This is a genomic window from Candidatus Nitrotoga arctica (assembly GCF_918378365.1).
In the GTDB taxonomy this organism is placed as follows: domain Bacteria; phylum Pseudomonadota; class Gammaproteobacteria; order Burkholderiales; family Gallionellaceae; genus Nitrotoga; species Nitrotoga arctica.
Genome location: NZ_OU912926.1, coordinates 864,422 through 884,572, shown reverse-complemented (window position 1 = coordinate 884,572; position 20,151 = coordinate 864,422). Strand labels below are relative to the sequence as shown.

Annotated in this window: 20 protein-coding genes and 2 pseudogenes; 13 read left to right on the top strand and 9 right to left on the bottom strand. The window is 50.7% G+C overall.

All coding sequences use genetic code 11. The features are described from left to right. Positions 1–258 precede the first annotated feature (258 nt). From MKZ32_RS03955 to petA, 4 genes are all read right to left on the bottom strand, one after another. Entirely contained in the window at positions 259–1,254 is a 996-nt protein-coding gene (locus tag MKZ32_RS03955; protein WP_239796075.1) for an IS30 family transposase, read from the bottom strand. 701 nt (positions 1,255–1,955) lie between these two features. Then, a complete protein-coding gene (locus MKZ32_RS03950; protein WP_239796074.1) occupies positions 1,956–2,597 on the bottom strand; it encodes a cytochrome c1 in 642 nt (213 codons plus the stop codon). Continuing rightward, positions 2,594–3,856 carry a cytochrome b gene (locus MKZ32_RS03945; protein ID WP_239796073.1) on the bottom strand — a complete coding sequence of 421 codons (1,263 nt, stop codon included), beginning with the start codon at positions 3,854–3,856 and terminating at the stop codon, positions 2,594–2,596. Before MKZ32_RS03945 ends, MKZ32_RS03950 begins: the two co-directional genes overlap by 4 nt. Before the next feature lie 9 nt (positions 3,857–3,865). Next, a complete protein-coding gene (gene petA, locus MKZ32_RS03940) occupies positions 3,866–4,375 on the bottom strand; it encodes a ubiquinol-cytochrome c reductase iron-sulfur subunit (protein WP_239796072.1) in 510 nt (169 codons plus the stop codon). A gap of 232 nt (positions 4,376–4,607) precedes the next feature. Between petA and MKZ32_RS03935 the strand changes: the two genes are divergently transcribed. From MKZ32_RS03935 to MKZ32_RS03910, 6 genes are all read left to right on the top strand, one after another. Next, complete coding sequence (locus MKZ32_RS03935; RefSeq protein ID WP_239796071.1) at positions 4,608–5,123, top strand: hypothetical protein; 516 nt, start codon at positions 4,608–4,610, stop codon at positions 5,121–5,123. Positions 5,124–5,180: 57 nt separating this feature from the next. Beyond that, complete coding sequence (locus MKZ32_RS03930) at positions 5,181–5,453, top strand: hypothetical protein (RefSeq protein ID WP_239796070.1); 273 nt, start codon at positions 5,181–5,183, stop codon at positions 5,451–5,453. Further along, complete coding sequence (locus MKZ32_RS03925; protein ID WP_239796069.1) at positions 5,450–5,665, top strand: hypervirulence associated TUDOR domain-containing protein; 216 nt, start codon at positions 5,450–5,452, stop codon at positions 5,663–5,665. The genes MKZ32_RS03930 and MKZ32_RS03925 overlap by 4 nt, the downstream gene beginning before the upstream one ends. A 58-nt stretch (positions 5,666–5,723) precedes the next feature. Then, positions 5,724–6,032, top strand: coding sequence for a DUF488 family protein, N3 subclade (locus MKZ32_RS03920; RefSeq protein ID WP_239796068.1), 309 nt, complete (start codon positions 5,724–5,726; stop codon positions 6,030–6,032). Between the two features lie 27 nt (positions 6,033–6,059). Further along, positions 6,060–7,796, top strand: coding sequence for a molybdopterin-dependent oxidoreductase (locus tag MKZ32_RS03915; protein ID WP_239796067.1), 1,737 nt, complete (start codon positions 6,060–6,062; stop codon positions 7,794–7,796). Between the two features lie 681 nt (positions 7,797–8,477). Next, complete coding sequence (locus MKZ32_RS03910; RefSeq protein ID WP_239796066.1) at positions 8,478–8,711, top strand: universal stress protein; 234 nt, start codon at positions 8,478–8,480, stop codon at positions 8,709–8,711. A gap of 113 nt (positions 8,712–8,824) precedes the next feature. Here MKZ32_RS03910 and MKZ32_RS03905 read toward each other — a convergent pair whose 3' ends face one another. From MKZ32_RS03905 to MKZ32_RS03895, 3 genes are all read right to left on the bottom strand, one after another. Continuing rightward, a complete protein-coding gene (locus MKZ32_RS03905; RefSeq protein ID WP_239796065.1) occupies positions 8,825–9,211 on the bottom strand; it encodes a DUF488 domain-containing protein in 387 nt (128 codons plus the stop codon). A gap of 34 nt (positions 9,212–9,245) precedes the next feature. Next, on the bottom strand, positions 9,246–9,863 hold the full coding sequence (locus tag MKZ32_RS03900; RefSeq protein ID WP_239796064.1) for a uracil-DNA glycosylase family protein: 618 nt from the start codon (positions 9,861–9,863) through the stop codon (positions 9,246–9,248). 914 nt (positions 9,864–10,777) lie between these two features. Further along, positions 10,778–13,219: a hybrid sensor histidine kinase/response regulator gene (locus MKZ32_RS03895; protein WP_239796063.1), complete on the bottom strand. Its 2,442-nt coding sequence runs from the start codon at positions 13,217–13,219 to the stop codon at positions 10,778–10,780. Positions 13,220–13,821: 602 nt separating this feature from the next. On the opposite strand from MKZ32_RS03895, the gene MKZ32_RS03890 reads away from it, so the two are divergent. Together MKZ32_RS03890 and MKZ32_RS03885 are read left to right on the top strand one after the other, a co-directional pair. Next, positions 13,822–14,418 (top strand): hypothetical protein, encoded by a 597-nt coding sequence (locus MKZ32_RS03890; RefSeq protein WP_239796062.1) that lies wholly within the window; start codon positions 13,822–13,824, stop codon positions 14,416–14,418. After that, a complete protein-coding gene (locus MKZ32_RS03885; protein ID WP_239796061.1) occupies positions 14,408–14,674 on the top strand; it encodes a hypothetical protein in 267 nt (88 codons plus the stop codon). The genes MKZ32_RS03890 and MKZ32_RS03885 overlap by 11 nt, the downstream gene beginning before the upstream one ends. Positions 14,675–14,895: 221 nt before the next feature. On the opposite strand, the pseudogene MKZ32_RS03880 reads toward MKZ32_RS03885, so the two are convergent. Both MKZ32_RS03880 and MKZ32_RS03875 read right to left on the bottom strand, forming a co-directional pair. After that, a pseudogene (locus MKZ32_RS03880) lies at positions 14,896–15,956 on the bottom strand (IS5 family transposase). 38 nt (positions 15,957–15,994) lie between these two features. After that, positions 15,995–16,787, bottom strand: a protein-coding gene (locus MKZ32_RS03875; RefSeq protein WP_239795800.1) for an IS5 family transposase whose coding sequence is annotated in 2 segments (ribosomal slippage) — positions 15,995–16,517 and positions 16,516–16,787 — 795 coding nt in all. Because the reading frame shifts where the segments join, the coding sequence is not laid out codon by codon here. A 772-nt stretch (positions 16,788–17,559) separates the two neighbouring features. Here MKZ32_RS03875 and MKZ32_RS15380 point away from each other — a divergent pair. The 5 genes and pseudogenes from MKZ32_RS15380 (at position 17,560) to tal (ending at position 20,074) form a co-directional block, all read left to right on the top strand. Further along, a pseudogene (locus MKZ32_RS15380) lies at positions 17,560–18,039 on the top strand (hypothetical protein). Then, positions 17,921–18,280 (top strand): hypothetical protein, encoded by a 360-nt coding sequence (locus tag MKZ32_RS15375; RefSeq protein ID WP_275584245.1) that lies wholly within the window; start codon positions 17,921–17,923, stop codon positions 18,278–18,280. The pseudogene MKZ32_RS15380 and the gene MKZ32_RS15375 overlap by 119 nt, the downstream one beginning before the upstream one ends. Then, complete coding sequence (locus MKZ32_RS03865) at positions 18,277–18,597, top strand: HAD family hydrolase (protein WP_239796060.1); 321 nt, start codon at positions 18,277–18,279, stop codon at positions 18,595–18,597. Before MKZ32_RS15375 ends, MKZ32_RS03865 begins: the two co-directional genes overlap by 4 nt. Beyond that, positions 18,594–18,959 carry a hypothetical protein gene (locus tag MKZ32_RS03860; protein WP_239796059.1) on the top strand — a complete coding sequence of 122 codons (366 nt, stop codon included), beginning with the start codon at positions 18,594–18,596 and terminating at the stop codon, positions 18,957–18,959. The genes MKZ32_RS03865 and MKZ32_RS03860 overlap by 4 nt, the downstream gene beginning before the upstream one ends. A gap of 11 nt (positions 18,960–18,970) precedes the next feature. Beyond that, on the top strand, positions 18,971–20,074 hold the full coding sequence (tal, locus tag MKZ32_RS03855) for a transaldolase (RefSeq protein ID WP_239796058.1): 1,104 nt from the start codon (positions 18,971–18,973) through the stop codon (positions 20,072–20,074). Positions 20,075–20,151: the final 77 nt, after the last annotated feature.

Genomic DNA, 20,151 nt, shown 5'->3' with positions numbered 1-20,151 from the left:
TAGACCACTACAAAGCCTTGCAGCGAAAGATGCTGCTCTCATTCCTTAGTTGAGTATGCCCGATATCTGTGTAAGCGGGGTTTTCTTACTTCTGCGGCAGCTGATCTTTGAATTGCTCCCTGCTTTTGCAGACACAGTCTGAATGTCTGCTTAGAAGGAGAGTAACCGGCAGGTTTGAGGCGTGGCTGTGTTAAAACGCAAATGGTGTCCGTATTCCACGGTACAAAAATTATTGCCAGTCTCAAACAAATGGTGGATTCAAGTTCGAAGTGCAACAGCCAGTGGTTGCTTGGTGTAGCGTAATTCCACCCCGAAGAATACTTCATGCGGGGTTCTAAATCCGAGTACTTTTCGAGGTCGGTGGTTGATCCGCTCTACCGCCTCCTGCACTTGTTCCTCGGTGATGTCTGTCAGCTCCATGCCCTTGGGGAAGTACTGCCTCAATAGCCCGTTACTGTTCTCGTTCAACCCCCGCTCCCAGGAGTGATAGGGATTGGCAAAATAAATGTCCGCTTTTAGTTCTGCTGCCATTTTCTCATGCTCCGCAAACTCCTTGCCATTGTCGAATGTGATGGTGTGGCACTTATCCTTGTAAGGCGTCGGCAGGCGCGTTGTCACAGCCGTGACCCCAGCAGCATGCTTGCTGCGTATATGCCCCGCCAACACATAGCGCGACTTGCGTTCAGCCAGCGTAACCAATCCGCCTTTGTGGTTCTTGCCGATCACAGTGTCGCCTTCCCAATCACCCATACGTGTTTTTTCCGCAACGATCTCCGGACGCTCATCAATGCTGATACGGTTCTTGATCGCGCCACGTCGTTCTTGCCCGCTTGCATAACGCTTGCGGCGCGGTTTCTGGCTGCGCAAATGTTGGTGCAGGTCTCCGCCATTTCGTTTGTCCGCGTAAATGTGTTGGTAGATGATCTCATGGCTAATCTGTAAGCCACCTTCCAACTCAAGCCGATTTGCGGCCTGTTCCGGGCTGAGGTCTTCCTGAATCAACCGCTCGACTTCCGCCCATGCATCCGATGAGAAGCACTTGCCATTCGTACAGGCTTGCTTGCGCTCATCACGTAACGATTGCGCCTGTTTTGGTCGCCAGCCGCGTTGACCTTTGTTTCGCCTGAACTCTCGTGAAATCGTCGACTTGTCCACGCCCATCTTTTGGGCAATCCGAGTTTGATTCAAACCCGCTTGTTTCAACCCGTAAATCTGATATCGTTGCCCGCTTGTGAGCTGCTTATATTTCTTCATCTGTGCTCCTTTTACTTGGTCGTTTAAGTGGCTCGATATTAACGCAGCTCGCCACCTAAATTTACTTACATAAGTTGCACTTCAGAGTTGAATCCGCCCCGTATCTTAATTTTCGTTGTGATTATTAAAAAATATTTAGATCTTTTTTATTCATTCATTTAGTTTTAAAACTAAATCACCGCTGCCATAAGATATGAGCATCTTCCAGTGGAACCGCATTCCATGACGAACGCATGTCCAGGGCTAGCTCGGCCAAGGAGTCGAATCCCTCTATGTCCGTGGATAAAAGAAGCTCCTTGGGATGAATGATTCTTGTTTGTTCGCTCATAACCATTCTTTCAAATTTGTTCCGGACGCGATTTCTGGCTGCTACGCGGACAAGCCCGCTTTTACAGAAGCCATCAGTGAGATAGCTTCACACTTTATGGAATATTCGGGTTACGAGCTTTTACGCACTGTTGAATTGTCCATTACACACAAAATGTTATATGTTCGATGGCGTACGTAAAGCGGAAAAATGAGGATTGCTAACCAACTATAGATCAACATAACCAGAGCAGCATTCCGTGGCCAAAAGTGCAGCGTCCACATCCGTGCAGACTAACCTCTGGTGTAGAGAATGCAAGCGATGGAAATGACAGCTTTGCAAGAACAGCGACGCACTGCAAAATTCAGTTTTTCATATTGCGCTCCATGAAATTTCATTCCAACCTTGACCATATCTGATTCTTGACGAAATAGAGCAACGTGGTCAGCACGACCAGATAGGCGATTACATAGTAGCCTAGCCGGATACGCTCCGCTTCGTGCGGATCGGCTGCCCAGGAAAGGAAAGATACAATGTCGCGCGCCCGGCCTTGTATCTCGGTACGCTGCGCATCTTCGGTAGCAATGCTGATGCTGAGTATGTCGGGCATCTTGGTCCCGGGATAGACATGATTGCCCTGCATTCCCTCGGGGGTGAGGTAATAACCCACCAGATAGGAATAAACATAGTCCGCTCCGCCGTCACGCGCCTTCACCATCAGAGTAAGATCGGGTGGTGCTTTGCCGAATGCCTGCAAGGCATCGCTCTCTGACATCTGCGCAAGCAACGATGCGTCCAAGGATTGATTGCCACGCCAAACATCCACTTTCTGCTTATCCATTCCAAAGTTAACTAAATCGCGGTATTTGATGTACTTCATGCTATGGCAACTATGGCAAGCATTCATCATGGTTTCGGCGCCACGCTTTACGGCTGGCACATCGGTCTCTATGCGTATTTTTTCCAGCGTTACGTCTGTCGCCCATGCATGTACGCTGAAGCAAGAAAACATCGCAATCTTCAGGAGCCTGTTCATGTTTTGTCGCCACTACGGCGGCGATTCTTGAGTTTATGTTTCTCCATGGCGAGTGATTCGCTCTCCATCTGAGTCTCCACTTCAGGAGGCAAGCCGCGTTTGATCAGCCAGCGCTCTTCCGCTTTGGATATAAACGGGATGAAAAAGAACGAGCCAAAGTAGCACAACGCCGCTACCTGCCCGATCAAAATGGTTTGGTTGGTCGAAGGAATGTAGCCGACATAACCCAGCACCAACATGTCCAGCAAAAAGAGGTGAAATTGCACCCTGTAGACAGGACGAAAATGCGCCCCGCCGGGAATGCGCGAGCGATCCAGAAAGGGCATAAAGGCAAACATCATCACAGATAAACCCATCGCCACCACGCCGCCAACCATGTTGGGTACTGAGCGCAAAATCGCGTAGAACGGCAGGAAGTACCATTCCGGAACAATATGGTTTGGGGTCTGCATGGGGTTGGCCGGAATGTTGTTGGCTGGCTCCATTAAGCTGTTAGGCAGGAAGAATACAAAACAGCAGTACACGATCAAAAACAGCCCCAGTCCAAATAAATCCTTGATGGTGAAATACGGATGAAACGGGATGTTGTCCTTATCGGCCAGATTGATACCGCTTGGATTGCTGCTCTTCACCTTGTGCAGCGCCACCAGATGCACCACCACCGCGCCGATGATAAGGAATGGGAACAGATAGTGCAGTGCGAAGAAACGAGTCAGGGTGGCATCACCCACGGTGTAGTCGCCGCGCAACCAGATAACCACCTGGTCGCCGACAAAGGGGGTGACGCGAAACAGATCGGTGATTACCGTCGCACCCCAGAAAGACATTTGTCCCCACGGCAGTAGATACCCCATAAAGGCGGTTGCCATCAACAGCAGTAACAAACCCTGTCCCGTCCACCACAGCAATTCGCGCGGCGCCCGGTAGGAACCGAAATACATCGTGCGCGCCATGTGGATGTAGATCACTAAGAAGAAGGCGGAAGCACCGGTCGAGTGCATATAACGCAACAGCCAGCCGTAATTCACGTCGCGCATGATGTGCTGGATGGAATCAAAGGAAAGCGCAATATCGGCCTTGTAATGCATAGCCAGGAATATCCCAGTGGCAGTTTGCAGCATCAGCACGAATCCGGCGAGAAAGCCGAAGTTCCACCAATAGCTGAGATTGCGCGGTGTGGGATAACCCGCCAGTTCATGCTTGACGAAGCTGGTGAGAGGAAAACGCTGATCTATCCAATTGATGATGCGGCTGGGCATGATCGTCTCCTAAGTCACTCCGATGACGATTTTGTTTTCCGTCACAAAGTGATACGGCGGCACCTCAAGGTTCTTCGGTGCGGGACCGCGTATGACGCGACCGCTTTCGTCATATTCACTACCGTGACAGTGACATACCCAACCTGGACCTTCCTTGTTCGGCACACATCCCATGTGCGTGCAGACGCCGATCACGATAAGCCACTCAGGCTTTTGCACACGCTTGCCATCCGGCTCCGGATCGAACCCGCCATTAGAAGCGCCCGCCGTTTTGATCTGCTCTGGCGTGCGTCGCATAATGAACACTGGCTTGCCCTGCCAGGCGATGGTATGCATTGCTCCCAGCGCAATATCAGATAGATCCACTTCAGTCTCTGCCTTCGCCAGCACATCTGAACTCGGATTCATGCTGTTGACAAATGGGATACAGGTTACGACTACGCCCGCGCCACCAACCACAGAAGTCAGTTTGATTAAAAAATTGCGGCGATCGCCATCGTTTAAAATCGCTTTCTTCATCTTGCCGCCCCCTGAGAATAATACCGATCACTAATTTAACGGCGCATCCTACGCCTGCATTCTGCCCTTCACAATAAATTCGATGAAAGAGCGGACGTGGTCATGAGCACGAAGTAAAAATACGCTTCAAGAAAACACTCAGACATCCTTACAAGCCGGTTCTGTCGCATTAATGGCACTTCTAAAAATTCACCACCAATCGCTCCCTGAGGCATAAGTTACGGTCAAAACTTTGAGATCATACGTCCATCACTGCTCTACCCAATCTTTCTGTGCTCATACCCACATACCCAGCTTTTTTGGTGTTGAGACACGCACCGTCAAGTTGACGGTGATGGGTTACCCACTGGTGAAACTCAATACCCAGGTCAACTGGGAAGCCTTTCAACCTGATTTGGCACGGGTACATGCCAAGGAAAGGAAGAGCAACGCCGGGGCCAAGCCGATTGACGTGGCTCTCATGTTCAAGATGCTGGGTCTCCAGCATGGAATGGCGATTCCAATTTATTTTGCTGGGCCTGTCGTCAAATATCACGAAGATCACACCCTTCCCGGCGCGTGTATAGCCAGCTTGGTGTTGGTATGGGGGATGCCAGCAGCAGACGCGGCAGCTACTATCTGGTGTGGACGCGCGATCGTGGAGATGCCCAGCGCGCTGGTGACACTCGGCTATATTGCTGACGCGCAGAGCATTTTGATTTACCTCATCGCCACCCAGCAGGCCGATGGGCACTGGTTGCAAAATTGATGGAGGGGCGGCAAACTTTTCTGGCAGGGCATCCAGCTTGATGAAGCGGCGTTTCTGGTGCTGCTTGCCAGCGCGCTGACGGAGCGTGAAGCGCTAGACGAGGTGCGGGTCGGCGACATGGTGTGCCGCGCGCTCTGCTTCATCGCGCGCAAAGGTTCCGCGACTCCTCAAGACCGCTTGGAAATGAGTTACATCATGACCGCCATTGATCCGTCAGGACGCTGTGCCTTGATTAACGCCGCCAGTTTCGGGCTGGGCCCCGCCATTGGGTTAAACATCGCCGTCGGCGGCACGCATTACCTCAAAGACAATGGCGGCGAACCATCATGACAAGAAAATTCAAAGTCGGTGATCACGTGACCTGGAACTCCGAGGCTGGACACGTCAGCGGGACAATCATCAAGGTGCACAAAAGAGATATCGATTACAAGGGATATACGCACCACGCGCACTCGAATGATCCCCAGTATGAAATCAAGAGCGATAAGACCGATCATATCGCCATGCATAAGGGCTCGGCGCTGAAAAAGTCGAAATACTGAGAGGCTATCCGGCACCATGATCCCGAGGAAATGCCGATGAGGAAGCGGATCGCGAGCCATGTCGAACCGGAACGGGCATTATGAGCAAGTTACTTGTGGCGACTGTATTCGAATATTGATCTGCTTGCTGCTCCCGCAAGGCGTTGACAAGATGGATACGGCACTAGATAAATACGTCAAAAACTCCGCGCTCAACCCGGCGCTGTGGGAGCGGTTCGGACACGATCCCGCTCTTGGCGTAAATTTCGTTGCCGCTATGCGGGAGAATCACACCTACACGCCGATCTACTCCAGGCCATTGCGCGCCATGGCGCGGCTACATCGAGTACACTTGTGCTTCCCGCGCATGACGCCGAGATCGGCCTAATCCCATTACTTTCCACGCGAAGTTCCTATGACAAATTCACGCGAAGTTCAGACGCCCCACGATTCCCTTGAGATGCGTCTCACCACCGCGGATGACCGCATCCGCCTGAGCGATTGGACGCCTCCGCAAGCAGGTGTAGTGCCTCGTCTTCATATCGGCAAGCGTTGGGTGAATGTATTGTGGATTATCCCGATTGTGACCGCGATCTTGATCATCGGCGTCGCTGTCTGCCAAGGGTTACGCGCGATCCCGGCAGTACAGGAATTTATAGCGCGATACCCGGGCACACCTGCGTCCGCGCCCGCGGTTTACTCCGGCTTTCCCTGGTGGCTGCGCCTGCAGCACTTCTTCAATTTGTTCTTTATGGTGTTCATCATCCGCGCGGGTATACAGATCCTCGCTGACCACCCACGCCTATATTGGAAGCGCGATTGCACCCCTGGCACGGAGTGGTTCCGCTTCCAAAAGGAAGTTCCTCGGAATCGGATCTGGACTTCGAAGAATGACTCGGTGACCATCCCGAAATGGCTGGGCATTCCGGGCATTCGCCACTCGATAGGGCTCGCTCGCTGGTGGCATTTCTCCTTCAATCTCTTATGGGTGATAAACGGCACGTTCTTTTTCATATTGTTGTTTACGACCGACCAATGGCAGAGGTTGGTGCCGACGACCTGGGCGGTTTTTCCCAACGCGCTCTCGACTACTCTTCAGTATTGGTCGCTGAATTTTCCCGTAGAGCATGCCTGGACCCGTTATAACAGCCTGCAGCAACTCACCTACTTCATCACGGTGTTCATTGCCGCCCCCCTAGCGATCATCACCGGCTTGATGCAGGGTCCAGCCATCGCCAACAAGCTCGGCTGGTTCGCAAAAATACTTAACCGGCAAGCAGCCCGGACCATCCACTTCTTCCTGTTGTGCTGGTTTTTGCTTTATATCTTTACCCATGTGACACTAGTGTTCATCACCGGAATGCGGCAAAACCTGGGCTACATGTTCGCGGGTAGGGATAACAATTCTTGGGAAGGATTTATTATCTTTTGCGCGGCGATGTTGCTGGTTATAGTAACTTGGGTGCTCGCCTCGCCCTTTACAATCAAGCACGCGCGCCTGGTTCAGAAAGTCGGCCACACTATGATCGGCCCCATTAAAGGCATGGCCGAATGGTGGAGTCCCGGCACCGAGTATTCGGAAAAAGACATTTCGCCGTACTTCTGGCTCAATGGCAGACTGCCGGACTCCGATGCATTCAATGCGCTCATGAAAGATGATTTTGCGAACTATAGTTTGCGCGTGAGCGGTTTGGTCGAGAACCCAAGAGAATTCTCCTACGTGGAGATCAAGGTGATGCCGAAGCAAGAACAGATCACCGAACACTTTTGCATACAGGGATGGTCGGGGGTCGCTAAATGGGGTGGTGTTCCCATGCGCCTCATCCTCGACATCGTAAAGCCGACATCAGATGCGCGCTATGCAGTCTTTTATTCATTCTCCGAGGGCTCGGAAGGTGGAGGTTACTACGACGTCCACAAGATAGAAAATATGCGGCACGCGCTGACGATTCTCGCCTACGAAATGAACGGGGCACCGATCAGTGTGCTTTATGGTGCGCCATTACGGTTACGTTGCGAAAACGAGCTAGGGTTCAAGATGGTCAAATGGATTGCAGCCATCGAGTTTGTACACGATTTTGCCGATCTTGGCGCGGGTGAAGGCGGCTACAACGAGGATCACGAGTTTTATGGCTACCGCATGCCAATTTGATTCCATCGTGCCGTTTCCTCTCGATGCCGAGGCAGCCGCGTGACTGAGAGATCAGATAAATACCGCAATGTGCATTCTGTCGAATGCTTGAGGTTGCTTTTTTGTCTCATTTATGACTACCACGAATCAGGAAGCGCCGTTACGCATTTCAGGCGATCCTGACACGCCGATAACCGCTCTTGCTATTCCGTCAGGCTGCGTCACCTGCATGACAGCCTCACTTAACAGATTTTATTCCAACCGTGCCACCTGTTTCATAGAGGCGAATGATCTTCCTCACAGCGAGGTCGCTCAACTCCGAACTTGAGCTATTTGCGCGGGGCTGCCACCACGCTTATGTAGTCGAATGACTTGCCTGCGACGTTCATGCAGTGCTTCGTCTTTGAGGGTTCTGGGATCTATTTTTGCCATGCAACCATGGCATGCAAAATCACCAAAAATTCAAACTATTTAATGGCCGGATCTATGCCGGCTCATCCATGCCATGCTGCATAAGTGTTCAGCACTAACGCCGGCTTTGGCAATCTCTGTGTCAATCGATAACAATTCTAAGTAATTGACTAAATTTATTTTTCAGTACGATTAACGTACGTTTTTTCCGAATCTTGATGCTACTCCTACTACGACCCGCTCGCGCTGTGTAAAGAGGTGCGAGTCGTACTGGAGGATGCGCAGAAAAACATGACTGCGAACTACGGGGCAGGTGATGTCGAAGTTGCCGAAACGGGCGGAGTGACAGAGGACGTCGCAAGCTGCCTGAAGCGTTACGGCGCAGACCTCGTCGTCATGGGAGCGCATGAACTGCGCGGGGTGCGCACGATGATGATCGGTAGCGTGTCCGAAGCAAGAGCATCACTGACAGAACAGTTCTCGCATGCAGGTGTTTGTTCGGGCCATTGGCGCGAGGTTCGATGAGGCACCAGCAATCGTGAACAGAAGGCCACTCATACAATCCATGCGCCATTTCTATCCGGAATTGCGGCATGCGTCGATGCCCCTTACGTCCTCAGCGGCAAAGATCGTTGAAATCATCCTTTATATAGATGCGATAACACGTCCCGCAGCACGATTGCCTGATTGTGCTCTTCGTCCTTCGCCCCATAAATGAGTGTGACTGATCGATCATCGGCTTCGGCTAATAGGCGCCGTATTTGCTCTCGCTTCTCTTCAGCATCAAGTTCGCTCCGGTAGCGTTCCTGAAAGGCTTCCCAACGCTTTGGGTCGTGTCCAAACCATTTGCGCAAATCCGCACTTGGCGCGAGGTCCCGCGCCCACTGATCGAGTTTAAGTGTCACCTTATTGCGTCCGCGGGGCCAGATGCGGTCGACTAGGACACGATAACCGTCCTCCGGTGTCGCATCTTCGTACGCACGCTTGATGGAAATATTCAACTTCTTGCGGTTTATATGGGACATTCTTTGCTCCGTTCGGGAAGACGTACGCTACGTTTTATTTAACTTGTCTCAAGTCGCGCGTCACCAATGATTCGACCCTCCCACGCAGCATGGGAAGAATTTCGCTTTCGAACCACGGGTGCTTCTGAAACCATGCCTGGTTACGCGGTGACGGGTGCGGCAATGGAATGATGGCAGGCGCGTATTCCTGCCATGCTCTGACTGTTTCAGTTAGCGATGATTTGCGATTAGTGCCTAGAAAATGATGTTGCGCATATTGACCAATCAGCAACGTCAATTGAATCTCCGGCAGCTTTTCCAATAGTCTATCTAGCCACAGTTGCGCGCACTCGCGGCGCGGCGGTTTATCGCCGCCCTTACCCCGCCCCGGATAACAGAATCCCATCGGGATAATCGCGAACTGCGATTCGTCATGAAATGAGGCAATATCTATTCCAAGCCATTTCCGTAGGCGATCACCGCTTGCGTCATCCCACGGAATGCCGGACGCATGCACGCGGGCGCCAGGCGCCTGCCCGACAATGAGAATGCGTGCATCGGGCTCTGCCCGTACTATCGGACGAGGGCCGAGTGGCAGATCCTGCGCGCATGCGCGACAAGCACGCACCTCAGTCAAAAGCACATCGAGGGAAGAGTGTTCGCGCTTATTCACTTTGCGTCCATTTCACAGCTGTGGATAAGTCGAAAAACTGGGATGGCTTATACCTCCTGTTGATGTTGTTGAACATGATAATGGATCAGAAAACAACATGATCAGTATTAACTGTATCGCTCTACCTGCTCAAGCATTGATAAAAAAAGCATAGCAAAGAAGAAAATCTAACAATCTCTGATGGTATACCTAATTTTGTCCACAACGCTCAGAAAACTGCCGATCAAAACTTGCTAACAGTTATCGCCCACGTCACAACACTATTCATTTGTGTGTTTGCCGAGAAAGAAGGACTCATTGCTAGCAGACCAGCGATTAATATTTAGAAATACTAAAAGCCAACTAGTGATACGTGATATTACTTAGACACATTGCCGCTATTCACTATTACCAAACCGCACGTTTAGAATTTAAATTTTTATTGGCTCCCCGACCTGGACTCGAACCACGGACCTGCTGATTAACAGTCCACCATGTTTTCCTATGCTGGCACGGACTGAGGTGGCAATGTTAAGTCCGCAAAAGCTGTTTTATATGCCCTGTCTAGCCAATGTTTGCAATAGACGTTTATTTTTTGCGCACTGGATTTTTAGCTTTTTTCCCCAAAATTTTTTCCATCATGGAATATATAAATATAGCATTCCTCTGTAGCATTTCAAAAAAATTTGATTGCTAAAAAACAGGCCGACTCTCACTATCTGAATTTAATTTAAAAGTTACTGTCGACCCAGGGCGATAATCGCTCCAACATCTGTTTTTTAGCGTTGAATATTTTCCAGCTACCAGCGCCATGAATGATCATTGAAAATTTCTATTGCATTGTTAAATCCATATAATATATTTTAAACCTCGTAAAAATTGTTGCTATAAGTAGTAATTGTTGGACGCGGTTTTACAGCGTTAACCCAAAACTTCTACGTTGTCTCTATTTTTCTATCTGATAGCATGTCTGCAAATCCCAACACCTCGTCGATTGCGCTCATAAACTCATTGAGTTCGATGGGTTTACTAAGGTACCGAAAGCACCCTGCTTCCATGGCATTCGCAATATCATGGAGCATAACATTCGCACTCAGGGCAATGATGGGGATATGTTTTGTTAACGGCTCACTGCGTAAAATTCTCATCACATCGACACCGCTGATGCCCGGCAGATTGATATCCATCAATATTACATCCGGCAGATGAGCGCCTGCCAGCTCGATACCGACATTGCCGTTCATCGCGCTCAACAGCCGAATATCGGGACGACCCTCAATGATATGCTCAACCAGCGACAAGTTAGCTGGATTGTCTTCAACATACAGCAGGGTGCGTTGTTGAGAATGATCGTAAACCTTTGTTACATGTGTTATGGATTCGTTGGGAACCTCTGTACGCTGCAACTCTTCTGCCAGAGCCAGATCAAACCAGAACACGCTTCCCGCCCCTACAGTGCTTTCCACACCGATATTGCCACCCATCTGCTCTATTAGTTTCTTGGACACCACCAGTCCGATGCCTGTTCCTTCGACCGCACTGGATTCTTGTCCGAGACGATTAAATGGCTGGAACAGGTGTGCAAGTTTTTCCGGAAATAATCCTTCGCCGGTATCCTTGATGCTGATGCGAACCTGCTTTAGGGCATTTGCGTTGCATGTCACCTCAACTGTTCCATGCTCGCAGTTATATTTAATCGCATTGGACAGTAGATTAATCAAAACTTGCTTTACACGAGTGCGGTCGGCATAGACAAACAGTGAATGGTCAAGTTGTGGAAAATTCAATTGGATGTCACGCAGTTTCGCTTGCGGTTCCATCATGGTTTTGCATTCGAGCAGAATTTCTTGCAGCGACATGTGCTCTGGTGACAACGACACCTTGCCGGACTCGATCAATGCAAGGTCAAGGATTTCGTTGATCAAGTCTAACAAATACCATCCACCACGAAGAATTTCTTTAAGCCTGATCATTTGAGTGGGAGTTGGCGCGGGTGAACCATGCTCCAATAATTGGGCGAAACCGAGGATGGCATTGAGCGGGGTGCGTAGCTCATGGCTCATGCTGGAAATAAATTCCGATTTTGCACGATTCGCTTTTTCTGCGGCAATTCGGGCATTACTTAGTTCCGTAATGTCGATGTCTGCTCCGACATAATGGGTGACCGCTCCGTCGTCCCCTTGGACAGCGGAGATGGTCAGCCATTTGGGATATAACTCACCATTTTTGCGACTACCCCAAACTTCCCCATGCCATGTTCCAGTCAGCTGGATAGTCTCCCACATCGCATCGTAAAAATCAGCATCGTATAGGTCAGACTGGAATAGTTTTGGAGTCTGACCTATGACTTCTTCGGCTGTATAACCAGTAGTCTTTGTAAATGCCTTGTTGACTCGCAACACTACCCCGTTGGCATCGGTGATCATCAAACTTTCTTGTGATTCAAAAGCGACGGCAGCGATGCGAAGCGCTTCTTCGGCTTGCTTGCGCTCAATCTCATTGGCTTGCAACTTGTTTTGCATTTTTGACAGGCCAGCAACCACGCTGTTCTCCATGCCGCCTTTAATCGTGCTGATGGTAGAAAAGTCACCGCGACCGATTCTAGTTATTTGTGTTTGTACTTCGTCAGCAGAACCACCCAGCGTTGCTCGCAAGGAAACATAAGTTCGCCAGAGCATGAAGATCACCCCAAGCGTGGCTGCGATGAATATCAGTCGGAATATTAAGGCGATGTATTTCGCATTATGGACGACATCCAGAGTTCTCTTTTCCATCAAAAAATAAGCGTCATTGATGGGCCCCATGATCTTTGCCTTGGCCTGATAATAATTTTCATTGTGCAGCATCAGACGCGCCCTCTCCTGTTTAACTTGCATGTCCGGATCGGCGGACTCAACCAGTTTCATGGCCACGAATTCCATGGTGGTCAACCCGTCCGAATTCGCTTTAGCTTCAGTCAGCTTGCCAAGTTCATCGTCAGGAAAACCGGACTGACGCATCAAGTCCAGCAAGGGAATGGCCTGTCCGTTTTCTGAGTTTGGTGGTTGAGCATTTGCCAGCACCATATCCCAGTAGCCGTAAAAATACCCCTCCGGTCGCGGTTTCTTGCCGTCACGGATGTCCAGTATGTCCTGATAGTATTTCTTGTAGCGGGGATTACCGGTCACCACGAAGGCTCTGGCCATTCGGGTCAAATCATCTGAACTTTGGTGCAATTGATTCGCCAACACAAAGGAGATTAGCCGCTGTTCGTTAGCTCGATCAACCTTTTTTTCGGAAATGACGTAAAAGCTAAAAACAACAAAAAGTGCAAAGAAGATAGCCATCGTCAGCCCAATCTTTGGAGTTACTTCGCTGCGGATTTTTTTTGAAATCATTTTTCAGCTTCGCTCCATCTCTGCCTTGAAGGTGGTATCTAGACGCCCAACAATCGGCACCAAGCACAGGCCAACTTCTTCGTCTATGAAGTAGAAATAGTAATGCAGGTATTTCCCAGAGCTTGTGCGCAGAAACGCTTTGTGGGTCTGCTGATCGTGCCATGGTTCACAAGTCTGTGCAGGCTTCCATTGCAAAAATAATAAGGACTAAACCGGGTGCTTCGCTGCGATCTTTTGCACTTTGGCAACGGTATCTTCCCTGCGAATCCCTAACTTGTTGATAAGCGTATTCATTCTACACTTGATTCTCCTTGTCATAATGTTTTATGGCAGTACAAATTAAATCTAACCTACTGATAAATAAAGTATTAAATAACTATGGATTCTTAACTCTACATTCAGCAGAATGATAAGTCAACGTGAATGCAGCTACATTTCGTAGCGGACCATATTGCTTGAAATTGGTGTAATGCTTCGTTCTTGAAACTTAAGCGGTGGTTGGCGCGGATGACTTATTTGAGGGTAGCTGTGGTGATAAAATCCGACTGGTGGTTCTCAGTCATTATTTCATCAGGTAAAATTCTAACCGACACAGATAGCGTATGGTCAAAAAAGCTACACCTTACTGCATGCCCCTTCTTCACAGCGTCAATAAATTTTGGCAAGGCTTTGACGGAAAAACTAAAATCAATCCGGTAAATGTTGTCGCCCAGCGTTTCCTCCAAGTCTTCCATGATCACGGCGTTCAGGCCGCACAAATCCCCCGGCTACTACCCCAAATCAAATTGGATGACTTTAAATCCGAAGACGCATTGCTAACCGCCCTCACCACCGAGGTTTTGTATCAAACTGCGCACTTGTTCGGCATTCGCAGCAAATGGCTAGAGGGCGTGGATGACAAAATTTACGAATACCTCTCTTGCTACAAGCAGCCCGAATTTTTCTTTGAACTTCTTGCCACCCTGCAAAGTTGCGCCAATTACGATTTTTCTCTTTCCCCGTTCCGTATTCTTTCCAGTACCAAAAACTTAGATTGCAATGATGGCCGGGAACAATTGCTGGTGCCTGTCCTGGTCGAAAAGATTGCGGAATTTGGCGATGAGTTGATTTATCGTTACTACATTTTTAACGATGAATTTGATTGGGGCTATGCACCAACTCGCATACAATTAAAGGGCGATAGCTCGGATGATTTATAAAATCTTCTATACTCCCGTACCTTTTTTTGTCATCAGTCCTGCGAAATTGCAAAACGTCCTTGAACAGAAAAAAATTCCATGGGATTTTTTAGATGGCTGTCTGCTCACCAATCCTTCGTTTGAAGATTTTGCACTCACAGCAGAAGAAAGCGGCATTGCTAAAGATGTAAATGAGATACCCACCGTTCTGAAGTACATCGAAAAATACAAGCTCGAAAACTTAATTACGACAGAACTGCCCCAACCCAATCATTGATGCGCTAACGTCCGCGTTGACCGCCGAGTTGAACGAAGCCGCTATCGCGGAGAAATGCCCCTCAGCAGCCAGCTTAAATAACATATGGGCATCTCTAAAAATCCAATATTTCTGATGAATGGAGCGCGTCACATTTCGTGACGATAAATTTTCACGCAACAATGACGATTGTTTCTCGGAATGTCTTAATTCTCCAGTTGTTTCACGTCTTTCTCCTCACTTCAGCTTGCAGCAGGCGCAATAACCCTGTCGAAGTTCCAATGCTTTTTGCGAATCAGAAACGCCACACGCTTGATGTTGTAAGTCAGGTTCAACAAACCAATCTGAACTTGCGCTCGTGCGCGTCCAATGGTGCGGATGCAAATGTCGCCCATCTCGTTGGTCATCGCCCCAAAGACATGCTCCACTCGTGAACGAATTTTTGATTTCGTGCGGTTAACTGTTTTTTGCTCGTCCGATAACGGGTGGGCGCGTGACCCTTTCTCGTTAATCTGGCTGACGTGTCCAGTCTCAATCAGTCGGGTTTCCTGTTCCGCGCTCCGATAGGCGCTGTCTGCATGAATTTCCGCCCCCCCTTCTTCCGGACTGCGGAGCACGGCCTCCAAAGCTTGGCTGTCATGCACTTGTGCCGGAGTGTCTTCCCACGCCGTGATCAGTTTGGTGTCACGATCCACGTTGACATGATCCTTGTACCCGTAGATGCTTTCGCCATTCTTTTTGGTCCAGCGTGCGTCCGTATCTTTTTGCGCAAGCTTGTGCGGTTCTTTGCCCAACTCTATGGGGATTGCACCTTCCTTGATGAGTGCATTCTCTTCCCGCTTGTTCCGCTGGATCGGAACGATGACAAAGGTCACATCTACAATCTGCCCTGATTTCAATTCAACATTCAGGGCGCGTAGGCATTCGTCGAATCGGTCAAACAGCTTCTCTGTGAGTTTGTGTTCTTTCAGCTCTTCCTGAATATCCACATCGTCTTTGCATCCGGCACTGAAGCGGCGAGGCTCAGCCCAAGGAATCTCATGAATGATAGCCTGTCTTTTACTTGAAATCCCAGCGCTTCATCTGCTAAATTGTAGAGTCGCTGCAATACCAGCATCTTGAATAGCAGCACCCGGTCTATCCGTTTTCGTCCCGCCGCGCTCTTGCGGGGCTTCTCGGCTATCGTCAACAGGGTGGAACGAAATAACTCCCAATCGATCACTCGGTTCAATTTAATCAGTGGGTCGCGCAACTTACTCAGCTGCGCGTACCGGTTGTCCAAGTCGAAAAAGCTGCTTTGCATGTTTGCCTACCCTGTCTGTATTTATCCTTAGAGCCTGTTCACGATCTTCGCAGCAGCAGAACCAGGAAGGCAAGGTGGATGAATTGCAGGCTGGTATTGAGTTTGCGTTCGCAGTTCTTCCATAGCCGTCTGCATTTCTCCAACCAGGCGAAGCTGCGCTCAACCACCCAACGCTTTGGGATGACGGCGAAGGTGTGCAGTTCGTTGCGCTTGGCGATCTGCACCGATGCCCCCAGTATTTCATCGACTGCCAACGCAAATGGTCGACCTACATAACCACCGTCAGCCAGAATACGTTGTACCTGCGCAAGGCCTGGTTTGCACCGTGCCATCGCCTGCAAGATACCTTTCCGATCAGTGACCTCAGCGGTGGTCACCGCAACTGCATGCGGTAGTCCTTGGGTATCCACCGCAATGTGGCGCTTGATTCCAGAGATCTTCTTGCCTGCGTCATAACTCTTCTGACCCGCCGTGTCCGTGTTTTTCACGCTCTGCGCGTCCACAATCAATAGCGTCGGCTGTGCGTTGCGCCCCTGTCTCGTACGGGCCACGCCAACCTGATTTTTTTAACGCCCGCTCCAGCAGGCTCATTCCTTCCTCGTCCTGCTCACTCCACTTGGCAAAGTAGGAGTGCACCGTGCGCCATTTCGGAAACTCCCTCGGTAGCATTCGCCACTGGCAGCCGCTCTTGAGCAGGTACAGTACCGCGCTCCAGACCTCATATAAGTCCACCGTGCGGGGCTTGGTACGCTTGCGCGCCCCTTCCAGCAAGGGCCTAATTTGCTCGAACTGCTCGCGGCTGATGTCGCTTGGGTATTTTTTCTTGCGCATTCGGACATTGTCTCGGATTTCAGCAAGATCGTGAACAGGCTCTTAGTATTAACGCAAAACACAGCAAATTCGATTACAGAGACAGTGAATTTTAGAGGTGCCCTTAATTAATGGGAGAAGTTAAGACTTCATGTCTAGCGCTGACCCGGCATGTAACTACCAGAAGGGTACGCCTCTCATGATTGATACCCCACACCTTGCGGCATTTCGCTGCATTGTCGAGGCCGCTCTTTATTCAGGCTCTTAGATTTATCAGGTGACACTGATGGTTTCCTCCTTATCAATGTGGAAACAACTGTTACAAGCGACTTCGTGTCGCACTGCTTCTTCCATATTGATCGCCCATGCTGCGCATAATGACCGATTCAGAAGTTCAATTTCAGACTCATTCCTCGGTGGAAATACGATAACCCTTCAGACTCATTTCATATTGGAGGCTTCTTGTCATCCGTATTGCTACTGGATGACTTGAATAGATTGACCTGAACGCAAAGTTCCGATGACCACTTTCGGGCGGCACGAATGACCTGAATGGGTGCACGCCCTAAAAAGGTGGCGTTGTTCCAGTGGGTGTAAATCCTACCCGGTTTAATCGCTTTAGCCGGAAGTAATCGGAGCAGCTATGGAGGTAATGAAGTGGCTGACTGTCGAGCAATCGTTTCTATCCTGGCTACCATGTAGATGGTAGGATTATCAGTCCAGCCGCCGAATAAATATAAGTTGTTGAGCTTCTGGCGTTCGAGACTGAGAAGAAGCAAGGAGATGTGTTGATATGGGTAATACCAATAAATGCACGATGCCGTCTGATGCACTGGTGATCTTCGGCGTGACCGGCGACCTCGTCCACAAGATGATCTTTCCGGCGCTTTACGCGATGGCCATGCGCCCTCTGCAGCCAGACGACGTGGTGCGCGGCCAGTACGCCGGTTACCGGAAAGAGCCGGGTGTGGCGAAGGGATCGGACGTCGAGACGTTCTCCGCGCTGCGTTTGTTCATCGACTCGTGGCGCTGGGAGGGAGTGCCGTGATACCTGTGTTCCGGCAAATGTCTGGCTGCGACAGCATCAGAAGTCCTGGTGGAGTTGAAACCGCCACCACAAAGGCTGTTCGACGATTCAGCACCGGTGTCCGGGCGTGCCAATTATCTGCGCTTCCGGATATCCCCCAACTCTGCTGTTGCCCTCGCCGCGCGCCTCAAGCGTGCAGGCAGGGAGTTCGTCGGCGATCAGCGCGAGCTCTACCTGCTGGAATGAACAGCCGGAAAAGGAAACACCCTACGAGCGGCTGTTGGGTGACGCCATGGCAGGTAATGGTGCGCTCTTCACCCGTGAGGACGCGGTTGAGGCCGCATGGGCGGTGGTCGATCCAGTCCTTGACACGCACCACCGGGCTCACCCCTACAAGCCCGGCAGTTGGGGGCCGAAACAAGCCGACGCGCTCATTGCGGCAGACGGAAACTGGCACAACCCGATACCGGTGAAGGCGGCAAAATGACATTGGTGAGCGAGGTGGTGTTCCTGCTGGATGTGGACAACACGCTGCTCGATAACGATTGCATCGTAGCCGACCTGAGCGACCATCTTGCGCATGAGTTTGGTGACGAGAGCCGGGATCGATATTGGGAAATTTTTGAAGCGCTGCGTGTTGAACTCGGCTATGCGGACTATCTGGGCGCCTTGCAGCGCTACCGTATTGGTGCCATGAATGATCCGCGCTTGCTGAAGATGTCTTCATTTCTGGTGGACTATCCGTTTGCAGAGCGCTTGTACCCTGGCGCGCTCGATTTCATCGCAGTTGGGTACCGACGATGATTCTGTCGGATGGCGATGTGGTGTTCCAGCCGCGCAAGGTACAGCGATCTGGATTATGGGAGGCCGTCGAGGGCCGGGTGCTGATTTACCTGCACAAAGAGCAAATGCTCGATGATGTCGAACAGAGTTACCCTGCTCGCCATTACGTCATGGTGGACGACAAACTGCGTATTCTGGCGGCGATGAAAAAGGTCTGGGGTAATCGTCTGACAACCGTCTTCCCGCGCCAAGGACACTATGCGCTCGACACTAGCAATATCGCCACCTATTCGCCGGCTGACATAACGATTGACCGTATCGGCGAGTTGATCAATGTCGATTTTCCCGTCTTGCTCGGCATCCACAATGCTGACTTCACATAATAGGAGCTATCATGAACGCCACACAACAACTGCACGATCTGGGCCAAAACCTCTGGCTCGACAACATCACGCGTGAGCTGCTGACGAGCGGCACACTCAGCCGCTATATCAGGGAGTATGCGGTGACAGGACTGACCTCCAATCCCACGATCTTCGATCACGCCATCAAAAATGGTGATTTCTACGATGACGCGATCCGCCAAAAAACGCTTGCCGGCAAATCGGGCGAGGCGTTGTTCTTTGAGCTTGCGTTGGATGATTTGATTCAGGCAGCTGATCTTTTCCGGCCGATCCACGACGCCACTGGTGGAATTGACGGCTGGGTGTCGCTGGAGGTATCGCCCCTGCTCGCGGACGACACCGCTGGCACCATAAAGGCGGCGGCGCAACTGCATGCGCGTGCGCAACGTCCCAATCTTTTCATCAAGATCCCAGGTACCCGCGCAGGCATTCACGCGATCGAGGAATCGATCTTCGCGGGCGTGCCGATAAATGTCACGTTGCTGTTCTCCCGCGAGCATTACATTGCGGCGGCCGAAGCATATATGCGCGGCATCGAGCGGCGCATCGCCGCTGGTCTGGATCCGAAGGTCGCTTCCGTGGCATCGATTTTCGTCAGTCGCTGGGACGTGGCCGTCAAGGAGAAAGCGCAGGGCGAGTTCCGCAACAACCGTCTTGGCATCGCCATCGCCATGCGCGCCTACAAAGCCTACCGCGATCTGCTGGCATCCAGGCGTTGGCAGAAACTGGCCGATTTCGGGGCTCAACCGCAACGCTTGCTGTGGGCCAGCACCGGCACCAAGGATCCCGCAGCCTCGGACACCCTTTACGTCGAAGCGCTCGCTGCGCCGGATACGGTCAATACCATCCCGGAAAAGACACTGCTCGCCTTCGCCGAGCACGGCAAAGTAAATAACGTTTTACCGTTTGATGAGGTTCATGCCGAAATGGTGGAAGCTATCATCGAGGAATTCACCCACGAGGGCGTCAACGATGAGGCGCTTGCCGCCGGCCTCCAGCGCGAGGGCACCGAAACATTCGCTAAGTCATGGAGTGATCTGATGTACTGCATCGCCTCAAAAAGCGAAGCGCTGACGAAGACCAATCAAGCATGAGCAGCACGACTCTGACTGCCGGTTCGATCCTACAGGCGCAAGGCATGACAAAATGTCCGGCGTAGAAGCCGCTCCAA

Coding starts and splice junctions, on each gene's coding strand:
- MKZ32_RS03860 (WP_239796059.1), top strand. CDS start 18,594: ATGATTCTGTCGGATGGCGATGTGGTGTTCCAGCCGCGCAAGGTACAG.
- petA (WP_239796072.1), bottom strand. CDS start 4,375: ATGAAGAAAGCGATTTTAAACGATGGCGATCGCCGCAATTTTTTAATC.
- MKZ32_RS03955 (WP_239796075.1), bottom strand. CDS start 1,254: ATGAAGAAATATAAGCAGCTCACAAGCGGGCAACGATATCAGATTTAC.
- MKZ32_RS03920 (WP_239796068.1), top strand. CDS start 5,724: ATGTCGAACCGGAACGGGCATTATGAGCAAGTTACTTGTGGCGACTGT.
- MKZ32_RS03915 (WP_239796067.1), top strand. CDS start 6,060: ATGACAAATTCACGCGAAGTTCAGACGCCCCACGATTCCCTTGAGATG.
- MKZ32_RS03950 (WP_239796074.1), bottom strand. CDS start 2,597: ATGAACAGGCTCCTGAAGATTGCGATGTTTTCTTGCTTCAGCGTACAT.
- MKZ32_RS03910 (WP_239796066.1), top strand. CDS start 8,478: ATGACTGCGAACTACGGGGCAGGTGATGTCGAAGTTGCCGAAACGGGC.
- MKZ32_RS03885 (WP_239796061.1), top strand. CDS start 14,408: ATGATTTATAAAATCTTCTATACTCCCGTACCTTTTTTTGTCATCAGT.
- MKZ32_RS03865 (WP_239796060.1), top strand. CDS start 18,277: ATGACATTGGTGAGCGAGGTGGTGTTCCTGCTGGATGTGGACAACACG.
- MKZ32_RS03895 (WP_239796063.1), bottom strand. CDS start 13,219: ATGATTTCAAAAAAAATCCGCAGCGAAGTAACTCCAAAGATTGGGCTG.
- MKZ32_RS03905 (WP_239796065.1), bottom strand. CDS start 9,211: ATGTCCCATATAAACCGCAAGAAGTTGAATATTTCCATCAAGCGTGCG.
- tal (WP_239796058.1), top strand. CDS start 18,971: ATGAACGCCACACAACAACTGCACGATCTGGGCCAAAACCTCTGGCTC.
- MKZ32_RS03890 (WP_239796062.1), top strand. CDS start 13,822: ATGGTCAAAAAAGCTACACCTTACTGCATGCCCCTTCTTCACAGCGTC.
- MKZ32_RS03945 (WP_239796073.1), bottom strand. CDS start 3,856: ATGCCCAGCCGCATCATCAATTGGATAGATCAGCGTTTTCCTCTCACC.
- MKZ32_RS03925 (WP_239796069.1), top strand. CDS start 5,450: ATGACAAGAAAATTCAAAGTCGGTGATCACGTGACCTGGAACTCCGAG.